Below are 9,621 nucleotides of genomic sequence, written 5' to 3'. Positions count from 1 at the left end.
CGCGGCCTCGGGTTCATTACTTCGGTTTTTGCAGGCGCTCCACCTGCGGTTCTTCCACCGCGCTATCCTCGGGTTCATTACCGGGTTCATTACTTCGATTCTTGCCGGAAACGTTCCGGGCCAAAACCGCACGCAGTAGCTCACGCCCCCCGCGCCGGCCCAAAGGACGAAAAGCGGCCCGCCTCCCAAAGGGGAAGCGGGCCGGTGTGAACGCGTTCCGAATCTTCAGCGGAACGCAGTGCTCAAAGCGAGCGGACAAGAGAGCGGCTTAGCCGATGATCTCCTCGTCGTCGGCGTCATCGGTGTCGACGAGCTCGTTCAGGAGCGCATCGAGCGAGGCCATGTCCTCGTTGATGACGTCAGACGAAGCGCTGGAGCCGGAGACGTCCGCCGGGGCGCCGATCATCTCCTCATCGGAGTCGAGGTGGTGGCGCGGGGCGCTCGTGCCGAGCAGGATCTCGTCCGGACCATCCGGCGAGAAGACCATCTGCAGCAGCTGCGAGAGGTCCTCGGCATCTGCCTTGTCGTTGTCGTTCTCGAGGATGTAGAGCAGGTTGTGCTGCTCAAGACCGGCGCGCAGCTCCTCGAGCGCCTTGTGGCCGATACCGTCGATGCGGAGAAGGTCCTCCTCGGACTTGCCCACGAGGTCACCCACGGTCTCGATGCCAACCTCGCTGAACTTGTTGGTCCAGCGCTGGCTCACGCCGAGGTCGTCGAAGAGGTAGAGCTTGGCCTCATCCGCGGTGACCGTGCGGCCGTTGCGGGTGAAGGAGCCGTCGCCGCCGCCGAGCTCGTCGTAGCCGGCCCAGTCGACTTCCTGCGGAAGCTTCTCGTCGAGCTCCTTGAGCGCATCGGGCGCCCAGTCGGGCAGGCTCTTGGCAGCAGGCGAGGTGGGGCCGTCGATGATCTGGTAGCCGTCAGCGGTGCGGTAGGTGAGCTGCGCGTTGGCGTACGGCTTAAGGCCGGTGCCCGCGGGGATCTTCTTACCAACGATGACGTTGCTCTTGAGGTCGAGCAGGTGGTCGACCTTGCCCTCGATGGCGGCCTCGGTGAGGACGCCCGCCGTACGGATGAACGACGCAGAGGAGAGCCAGGAGTCGATGGACGCGGCGACCTTGAGCGTACCCAGGATCGCGGGCTCGGCCGCCGGGGTCTGCTTGCCCTCGCGGGCGATACGCTCGACCTCGTCGGCGAACTCGTAGCGGTCGACGTACTGACCGAGCAGGTACTTCGAGTCACCGGGGTTGGTGATCTGGACGCGGCGCAGCATCTGACGTGCGATGACCTCGATGTGCTTGTCGTTCAGGTCGACGCCCTGGGAGGTGTAGACGTCCTTCACGCTCTCGACGAACGTGTGCATCGTCGACTCGATGTCGGTGAGCTTGCGGAGGTTGCGGAAGTTGACGAAGCCCTTGGTGAGCTGGTCGCCGGCGCGGACCTCGCAGCCGTCCTCGATACCAGGCATGAAGCGCACGGAAGCCGGGACGCGGATCTCGTCGATAATGCGGGTGGCATCGTCGATGTCGGTGATGGTGAGGACGTACTCGCTCTTCTCGGGCTTGATTGAGAGCATACCCGAGTGCGGGGCGAGGTCGGCCTCACGGCCGAGGATCTTCTCGTTGACGTTGCCGACGACGTCGAACATACGGCCAACCGTAGGCAGACCCTGGGTAATGTCGTCGACGCCTGCGACGCCGCCGGAGTGAATGGTACGCATCGTAAGCTGAGTACCAGGCTCGCCGATCGACTGAGCAGCGATGATGCCGACGGCGGTGCCGATGGCAACCGGACGACGGGTGGAAAGATCCCAGCCGTAGCACTTCTGGCACACGCCGTACTTGGAGCGGCAGGTGAGAAGCGCACGGAGCTTGACCTTCTTAAGACCGGCGTCGAGCATCTTCTGGATGTCAGAAGCGCTCTCGATGTATTCGTCGGCGTGGAAGAGCACCTCGCCTGCGGGCGAGACAACGTCCTCGATGAAGCAGCGGCCCACGAGGTCGGTGTTGAGCTCGCCGGACTCGGGGAGCGTGAGCTTGTAGGTCACGCCCTCAGTCGTGCCGCAGTCCTCCTCGCGGACGATGACGTCCTGTGCCACGTCGACCAGACGACGGGTGAGGTAACCGGAGTCGGAGGTGTGCGACGCGGTGTCGACGAGGCCCTTACGAGCGCCGTAAGTCGAGATGAAGTACTCGAGCGGCAGCAGACCCTCGCGGAAGTTCGCCTTAATGGGAAGGTCGATCGTCTCACCGGACATGTCCGCCATAAGGCCGCGCATGCCGCCGAGCTGACGCAGCTGGGTCTTAGAACCACGGGCGCCGGAGTCGGCCATCATGTAGAGCGGGTTCTCGTCGTCGAACATGGCGAGCATGAGCTCAGAGACCTTGTCGGTCGCCGCGGTCCACGCGTTAACGACCTCGGTATGGCGCTCCTGCTCGTTGATGAAGCCCTCTTCGAAGTACGCGTTGATCTGGTCGACGTCAGCCTGCGTCTTGGCCAGGATCTCGGACTTCTCCTCCGGGATGAGCGCGTCCCACAGCGAGATGGTGAGACCGGCGCGCGTCGCGTAGTGGAAGCCGGTGTACTTGATGTTGTCGAGGATCGGCGCCACCTCGGCCTGCGGATAGCGGTCGCAGCAGTCGGCGGTCAGGCGCTTGACGTCGCCGGAGTTCATCTTGTAGTTGATGAACTCGTAGTCGGCGGGCAGGCACTGCTCGTTGAAGATGATGCGGCCGATGGAGGTCTCAAAGCGCGCGGTCTTGGAGCCGGTCACGTCGAGCTCGACGATGTCGCCACCACCGTTGTTGATGCGGAAGGTACGGGTACCGTCCTCGGCGATGACGTTGGCGTCGGCGGCAGAAACGCGCACGGAGATCTTGGCCTGGAGGTCGACCTCGGTACGGGCGTCATAGGCGTTGAGCGCGTCGGCGAAGCTCGCGAACACGTGGCCCTCACCCTCAAGACCCTCGCGCATCTGCGTAAGGTAGTACACGCCGATGATCATGTCCTGACGCGGGGTGTTGACGGGCTTGCCCGACGCCGGCGAGCGCAGGTTGTTGCTCGAGAGCATGAGCACGCGCGCCTCGGCCTGAGCCTGAAGCGACAGCGGCACGTGCACCGACATCTGGTCGCCGTCGAAGTCGGCGTTGAAGGGCTCGCAGACGAGCGGGTGCAGGTGGATGGCCTTGCCCTCCACGAGCACGGGCTCGAAGGCCTGGATGGAGAGGCGGTGGAGCGTCGGTGCGCGGTTGAGCAGCACCAGACGACCGTCGATGACCTCCTCGAGGATGTCCCAGACAAAGCTCGCGGAGCGGTCGATGGCGAGCTTGGCGCCCTTGATGTTCTCGACCTTGCCGAGCTCCACGAGACGCTTCATGACGAAGGGCTTGAAGAGCTCGAGAGCCATGGTCTTGGGCAGGCCGCACTGGTGGAGCTTGAGCTCCGGGTCGGTAACGATGACCGAACGGCCGGAGTAGTCCACGCGCTTACCAAGCAGGTTCTGACGGAAGCGGCCCTGCTTGCCCTTGAGCGCCTCGGCGAGGGACTTGAGCGGACGACCGCCACGACCCACGACCGGACGGCCACGACGGCCGTTGTCAAAGAGCGCGTCCACGGCCTCCTGGAGCATGCGCTTCTCGTTGTTCACGATGATCGCAGGGGCGTCCAGGTCGAGCAGACGCTTCAGACGGTTATTACGGTTGATGACGCGACGATAAAGGTCGTTCAGGTCAGACGCGGCAAAGCGACCACCGTCGAGCTGCACCATCGGGCGCAGATCGGGCGGAATGACCGGAATGACGTCCAAAATCATGTTCGCGGGGTCATTGTTGCCCTTCAGGAAGGCGTCGACGACCTCAAGGCGCTTCACGGCCTTCTCGCGGCGCTGCTTCTGGCCGTCCTCGTCGGCGATGATGCTTTTAAGCTTCTCGGCCTCGGCCTCAAGGTCGATGGCAGAGAGCAGCTCGCGGATGGCCTCGGCGCCCATGTCACCGGAGAAGTACATCGAGTAGTAGCGCTTCATCTCGCGGAAGAGCGGCTCGTCGGAGATGAGGTCGCGCTCGTGGAGCTTCATGAAGGCGTCAAAAGCGTCCTGACGGAGCTGCTTCTCGTCCTTCGTCTCCTCCTCGATGTCGATGATGCCGGCAGCGATCTCCTCCTGCGTGAGCGGCTCCTCGTCGGAGAACTCGTCAAAATTCTCGGGGTCGCCCTGCTCTTTTAGGCTCTCGATCTGGCGAGCGCACTCGGCGTCGAGCTCCTCGAGGTCGGCGGCGAGCTCCTCGCGCAGGTCCTCGGCATCGGCGTCGCGGGCCTCGTAGTCCACGTGCGTGACGATGTAGCTCGCGAAGTAGAGCACCTTCTCGAGGTCCTTGGACTTGATGTCCAGAAGACGGCTCATGGGGAAGCTCGTCGGGCTCTTGAAGTACCAGATGTGGCTCACCGGAGCGGCAAGCTCGATGTGGCCCATGCGCTCGCGGCGAACCTTGGCCGTGGTGACCTCGACGCCGCAGCGCTCGCAGACGATGCCCTTGAAGCGGATGCCCTTGTACTTGCCGCAGGAGCACTCCCAGTCCTTGGCGGGACCGAAGATCTTCTCGCAGAACAGGCCGTCCTTCTCGGGCTTTAAGGTGCGGTAGTTGATGGTCTCGGGCTTCTTGACCTCGCCGTGGGACCAAGAGCGGATCTGGTCGGCGGAGGCGAGCGAGATCTTTACCGCGTCAAAATCAGTAGCTTCGAAATCTGCCACAGTCAACTACTCCTTCTCGGTGGTGGTAGCGGCGAGCTCGTCGATGAGGGCGTCGGCAGCCTCAACGGAGGTGTCGAGCTCATCGATGGCGTCGAGGGTGTCGGTGGACGCGTCTTCGGCAGCATCCTGGACGGGCTCGGCGTCCGCAGGGTCCACGTCGTGCATGGGCTCGATGTCGAGCGCGAGCGAGCGAATCTCCTTCACGAGAACCTTGAAGGACTCGGGGAGGCCGGCCGTGGGGATGTTCTCGCCCTTGACGATGGACTCGTAGGTCTTCACGCGGCCCACGGTGTCGTCGGACTTGACGGTCAGGATCTCCTGCAGCACGTTGGAGGCACCGTACGCGTAGAGCGCCCAGACCTCCATCTCGCCGAAGCGCTGGCCACCGAACTGGGCCTTGCCGCCGAGCGGCTGCTGGGTGACGAGGCTGTAGGGGCCCGTCGAGCGCGCGTGGATCTTGTCGTCGACCATGTGGCCGAGCTTCAGGATGTAGGAGGTACCCACGGTGATGGGCTCACGGAACTCCTCGCCGGAGCGGCCGTCGAAGAGGCGCGTCTTGCCGCGCTCGTCGAGCTGGGTCACGAAGCGGGGATCCATGTGCTCACCGTAGCGCTCGGAGGCGAGGTTCAGCATGTTCTTGTTGGCACGACGGATGACCTCGGCGATCTCGTCCTCCTTGGCGCCGTCGAAGACGGGCGTGGAGACAAAGAACGGGCCGGGTACGTAGGTGTCGGAGTCCTCGTTCTCGGGGTCCCAACCGCAGGCGGCGGCCCAGCCGAGGTGGCACTCGAGCAGCTGGCCCACGTTCATACGGGAGGGTACGCCGAGCGGGTTCAGGATGATGTCCACGGGCGTACCGTCTGCCATATAGGGCATGTCCTCCACAGGCAGAATGGTGGAGATGACGCCCTTGTTGCCGTGACGACCGGCGATCTTGTCGCCCTGCTGGATCTTACGACGCTGGGCGACGTAGACGCGCACCTGCTCGTTCACGCCGGGCGTGAGGTCGTCGCCGTTCTCGCGGCTGAAGCGCACCACGTCGATGACGCGGCCGTAGGCGCCATGCGGCATCTTGAGCGAGGTGTCGCGGACGTCGTGGGCCTTCGCACCGAAGATGGCCTTGAGCAGGCGCTCCTCGGCGGTCTGGGTGCTCTCGCCCTTGGGCGTGACCTTACCGACGAGGATGTCGCCGGGGCCCACCTCGGCGCCGATGCGGATGATACCGTCCTCGTCGAGGTTGGCGAGCATGGACTCGGAGAGGTTGGGCACCTCGCGGGTGATCTCCTCGGGACCGAGCTTGGTGTCGCGGGCATCGATCTCGTGGCGCGAGATGTTGATGGTCGTGAGCAGGTCCTCGGCCACCACGCGCTCGGAGACGACGATAGCGTCCTCGTAGTTGTAGCCTTCCCAGCTCATGTAGGCGACGGTGAGGTTCTGGCCGAGCGCGAGCTCGCCGTGATCGGTCGAGGGGCCGTCGGCGATGGGCTGGTCCTTGGCGACCTCGTCGCCCACCTTCACGAGCGGACGATGGTTGATGCAAGTCGACTGGTTGGAGCGCTCGTACTTGGGCAGGTTGTACTCGTCCAGGCCGTCGGCGGACTTGATGGTGATCTTGGAGGCGTCCGCGAAGATGACCTCGCCGGCGTGACGGGCAAGGGTGACCTCGCCGGAGTCGAGCGCGGCGCGACGCTCCATACCGGTGCCCACGTACGGGGCGGCCGGATGGATGAGCGGCACGGCCTGACGCTGCATGTTTGCACCCATGAGGGTACGCTTGGCGTCGTCGTGCTCGAGGAACGGAATGAGCGTCGCCGCGACCGAGATCATCTGGCGGGGCGACACGTCCATGTAGTCGACGTCGTTCACCGGCACGTCGGCGGGGGCACCGAAGGAGCCGTCGAAGTCGCGGGTGCGGGCGACGATGGTGTGCGGGCGCACGAGGTTGCCCTCGCCGTCAACGGTCACGAACTCGTTGGTCTTGGGGTCGACGGGCGTGGAGGCCGGCGCAATGATGTGGCTCTCCTCCTCGTCAGCCGTCATCCAGTCGATCTGATCGGTGACCTTGCCGTTCTCGACGCGACGATACGGAGCCTCGATGAAGCCGTACTCGTTCACGCGCGCATAGAGCGCGAGACGACCGATAAGGCCGATGTTGGGGCCTTCGGGGGTCTCGATCGGGCACATGCGGGAGTAGTGCGAGTTGTGAACGTCACGGACGGCCGTCGGCACGTTGGTGCGGCGGCTGGAGCCGGACTTATGGCCGGCAAGGCCGCCAGGGCCGAGCGCGGAGAGGGTGCGCTTGTGCGAAAGGCCGGTGAGCGGGTTGGACTGGTCCATGAACTGGGAGAGCTGGCTGGAGCCGAAGAACTCCTTGATGGCCGCCACGATCGGACGGATGTTGATGAGCGACTGCGGGGTGATCTCGTCAATATCCTGCGAGCTCATGCGCTCACGGACGACGCGCTCCATACGGCTCATGCCGATACGGAACTGGTTCGCAACGAGCTCGCCCACGGTGCGGACGCGGCGGTTGCCAAAGTGGTCGATGTCGTCGGTCTTGAAGCCGGGCTCGCCCGCCGCGAGGGACAGCAGGTAGCGAAGCGTCGCCACGATGTCCTCGTCGGTGAGGATCGAAACCTCTTCCTCGGTGGTGAGGCCGAGCTTCTTGTTGACCTTGTAACGGCCGACGCGCGCGAGGTCGTAGCGCTGGCTGTTGAAGAACAGGCCCTCGAGAAGGCTGCGCGAGGCGTCGACGGTGGGCGGCTCGCCCGGACGCAGACGACGGTAGATTTCGATCAAGGCATCCTCGCGGGTGAGCGCGGTGTCACGCTCGATGGTGCGCTTCACCACGTCGGAGTCACCGAGGAGCTCGATGATCTCGTCGTTGGTGACGGCGATGCCGAGGGCGCGCAGGAACATAGTCGCGGACTGCTTGCGCTTACGGTCGATGGAGACCACGAGCTGGTCGCGCTTGTCGACCTCAAACTCAAGCCAAGCGCCACGGCTCGGGATGACCTGAGCCTTGTAGACCTGCTTGCCGCCGTCCATCTCCTGGGAGTAGTACACACCCGGGCTGCGGACGAGCTGGGAGACGACGATGCGCTCCGTGCCGTTGATGATGAAGGTGCCCTGATCGGTCATCATGGGGAAATCGCCCATGAAGACGAGCTGCTCTTTGATCTCGCCCGTCTCACGGTTGGTGAGGCGAACGTCGGTGAGCAGCGGCGCCTGGTAGGTCATGTCCTTCTCGCGGCACTCGTCGACATCGTGCGCCGGATCGCCGAACTGGTGCTCGCCGAAGGTGACCTCGAGCACATGGTTCTGGCTGCGGATGGGGCTCGACTCGCGGAAGGCCTCACGAAGACCGTCGGTCATGAAGCGCTCGAACGACTCCTTCTGCACCGAGATAAGGTTGGGGAGCTCCATCGCGTCGGCGATCTTGCCGAAGCTGAAGCGCCCGCGCTCCGTGGGTGTTGCTTCCGGGATATACGTTGCGGTTGACACCAGGTGTTTCCTCCTTTTTGGGAAGCGCTGTCCAACAAGCCCTTTGTGCCGGAGCGGCGATGCGTCGCAAAAGGACGCCCGCGTGCTCGAGGCAGCAGAGGGCCAACTATCGCAGCCTATTAGTTTACAAAGGGAGATACCGCTCGGCAAGTTTGTTCTTGACGGACAACGGCTTTTGGGGTAGCGAAAAAAGTGTTGGATGAAACCGCAGGTACAGCGCCTAAATCGAACATCTGTTCATGCGTTTTATGTGGAAGGCAAACGGGCGGCCGCGCTCGCACGCGACCGCCCGTCGACGGCATACTCTGGTATGTTGCCTGACCCGTGGGTCCGTGTCCTAGCGGGTGAGCCCGCCGCGCTCGTCGATCGCGTCCCAGAAGGCGCCCGCGAAGCGCGGGTCGGCGGCGGCCATGAGGGCGTTGGTGGCCATCCAGCCGGACGGCGTGCCCGTGTCGTAGCCCGAGAGCGGGTCGATGACCACCGCGTACATGGCCTCGCGGTCGAGCGAGCGGGCCATGGCGTCGGTGAGCTGGACCTCGCCGCCGGCGCCGGGCGTCTGGTCCTCGAGGAGGTCCATGACGAGCGGGCTCAGCAGGTAGCGGCCGACGATGTAGAGGTTCGACGGGGCCTCGGACGCCTCGGGCTTCTCCACGAGGCCGGAGATGCGCCAGACGGCGCCCGGCTCCTCGTCGCCCACGCCCTCGGAGCCCTCGAGGGAGCCGGCGCGCTCGCCGGCGATCACGCCGTAGCGGGAGACCTCCTCGGGCGCGCAGGGCGCCACCGCGATCACGCTCGCGCCGCCGTGGGCCGCGGAGACCTCGAGCATCTTGTCGCAGATGTCGCGCGCGGGGACCACGTAGTCGCCGAGGAGCACGAGGAAGCTCTCGCCGGCGACGGCGTCGGCCGCCGAGCGGATGGCGTGGCCGAGGCCCTTGGGCTTGTACTGGAAGCGGAAGTCCACCGGAAGGCCGCCCGCCTCGGCGACGGCGTCGGCGTAGGCGCCCTTGCCGCGGGAGCGCAGCAGCTGCTCGAGCGAGAGGTCGGGCTGGAAGTAGGAGAGCAGCTCCGGCTTGTTCGGGGAGGTGACGATGATGGCGTCCGTGACCTCCTCGGGCTCGAGCGCCTCCTCGACCACGTACTGGATGACCGGCTTGTCGAGGACCGGCAGCATCTCCTTGGGGGTGCACTTGGTGGACGGGAGGAAGCGGGTGCCGAGACCGGCGGCGGGGATGATGGCCTTCATGACGTGAGGTCCTTTCGGTGACCGTGCACAGGCACGGATACCGCCCGGCGAAGCGGGCGGCGTATAGGAGTTAAACCTTCGAAAGGCATATTACCCCGAGTGCCTGAGGGGGCGCCAATCATCAAGCAAACTA

At 64.7% G+C, this 9,621-nt stretch carries 3 protein-coding genes; all 3 read right to left on the bottom strand.

Features of this window, described 5'->3' with window-relative positions; translation table 11 throughout:
- Positions 1 to 268: 268 nt before the first annotated feature.
- The 3 genes from B5F89_RS05970 to B5F89_RS05960 all read right to left on the bottom strand — a co-directional run bounded on the left by B5F89_RS05970 (position 269) and on the right by B5F89_RS05960 (position 9,488).
- Complete coding sequence (locus tag B5F89_RS05970; protein ID WP_204230602.1) at positions 269 to 4,741, bottom strand: DNA-directed RNA polymerase subunit beta'; 4,473 nt, start codon at positions 4,739 to 4,741, stop codon at positions 269 to 271.
- A 6-nt stretch (positions 4,742 to 4,747) separates the two neighbouring features.
- Positions 4,748 to 8,245, bottom strand: a complete 3,498-nt coding sequence (locus B5F89_RS05965) for a DNA-directed RNA polymerase subunit beta (protein WP_087430873.1) — start codon at positions 8,243 to 8,245, stop codon at positions 4,748 to 4,750.
- Positions 8,246 to 8,582: 337 nt separating this feature from the next.
- A complete protein-coding gene (locus tag B5F89_RS05960; protein ID WP_087430872.1) occupies positions 8,583 to 9,488 on the bottom strand; it encodes a UTP--glucose-1-phosphate uridylyltransferase in 906 nt (301 codons plus the stop codon).
- Between the last annotated feature and the right edge of the window lie 133 nt (positions 9,489 to 9,621).

The organism is Collinsella sp. An307 (assembly GCF_002161805.1).
Classification (GTDB): Bacteria; Actinomycetota; Coriobacteriia; order Coriobacteriales; family Coriobacteriaceae; genus Coprousia.
The sequence above is the reverse complement of the archived record's forward strand: the minus strand, read 5'-3'. Positions and strand labels throughout refer to the sequence as shown.